The organism is Cohnella laeviribosi DSM 21336, from assembly GCF_000378425.1.
Classification (GTDB): domain Bacteria; phylum Bacillota; class Bacilli; order Paenibacillales; family Paenibacillaceae; genus Cohnella; species Cohnella laeviribosi.
The window spans coordinates 1-1,217 of sequence record NZ_KB899907.1; the positions used below are offsets into that span (position 1 = coordinate 1).

The window sequence follows — 1,217 nt, forward strand, 5'->3', positions numbered from 1 at the left end:
ACACCGCTTGCAGTTCCGTGTCGCGAAGATGTGCTCCGTGTTCGGCGTTTCCAAAAGCGGTTACTACGAATGGACGAAACGCAAGGAAAGCAATCGCAGCAAACGCCGTAAGCAGCTTGAAAAATGGATCCGCAGAATTTTCTTGGATTCCAGGCGGTTGTCCGGTACGACAACGCTTGTATTGAGCCGTTTCATAGTGTGTTGAAAAAAGAACTCGTTTACCTGCATAAGTTCAAAACAAAGAAAGAAGCCAGGGAGAAGATTTTTGAGTACATCACGCGCTTCTATAATGGAAAAACAATCCACTCTGCTATAGGGTATTATACGCCAAATCAATACGAACATATGTTTTGCCAAGCTGCGTAATTTTCTCGATTTTATGTGTCCAGACTATTGACTGAGGTCCACATGTCCATTTCTACGATGAAAAAGGAAACCCTTTGGATGTAAATTTAAACATCGTTGATAGGAAAAGTCCGGATGCTCACATTCCAATCAAGAAATGAGGTCAAAATTGTTGAAAGCACAACAGATTCAAGTGCAATTGGAGAATCTGCATTATTGGGATGCACGTGTCTTAAAATTAGAACCAACAAATTTTTTAGATGATGTTACCTTAGTTTTTGAAGACTCAGAGGGAAATGTGGAAATATTATTTTCGGGATGTTCAAAAGTGCTTTTTACTACTAGTGTCGAAGATAGAGAAAAACCGCTTAGAGAGATGAAACTGTCACAAATACCTTACTTCATCCAAGATATTGAAATTTCAGATTTTTCTCAAGACGATAGAGAACTGTTAAATTGTAAGGTTATTGCTCCTCCAATTAATGTTGAGGTATTATGCAACTCAATCACAGTTAACAGGAAATAAGTAATTACACTCAAACCTTGATTGGCCTTGTGCCTTTCAAGGTTTCTTTTTTGGTGGAGGATACCTCGTACCGAATGAACCCATCACATATGACCCATGTAATACCTGTATAAAAATTTCACCAATTCGTTTGTACGTACTTCAATGCTTGAATTTTATACCCTTAATAACGCTTTTCCGTTACATTGGACAGGTCGATTATGGTGAGATACCACCATGAGCAACTTTGCGAATTGGAAGCGTCCCGTCAACCTGTACAACGGAAAGCAATGCCTTTTCCGCACGCTTCCGGGGTTCAAGCAGGGAGGGAAAATAGCTGCCTTTGCGAAGCTTCGGAATGCTCAGA

At 40.2% G+C, this 1,217-nt stretch carries 1 protein-coding gene and 2 pseudogenes; 2 read left to right on the top strand and 1 reads right to left on the bottom strand.

Annotation, left to right across the window (positions count from 1 at the left end; genetic code table 11):
- Positions 1 to 366 (top strand): annotated as a pseudogene (locus tag F560_RS26710) (IS3 family transposase); the annotation flags it as partial.
- Positions 367 to 517: 151 nt separating this feature from the next.
- The gene (locus F560_RS25430; RefSeq protein ID WP_083932185.1) at positions 518 to 871 is read left to right on the top strand and encodes a hypothetical protein; all 354 of its coding nucleotides are present in this window, start codon (positions 518 to 520) and stop codon (positions 869 to 871) included.
- A gap of 252 nt (positions 872 to 1,123) precedes the next feature.
- Here F560_RS25430 and F560_RS25865 read toward each other — a convergent pair.
- A pseudogene (locus F560_RS25865) lies at positions 1,124 to 1,217 on the bottom strand (transposase); the annotation flags it as partial.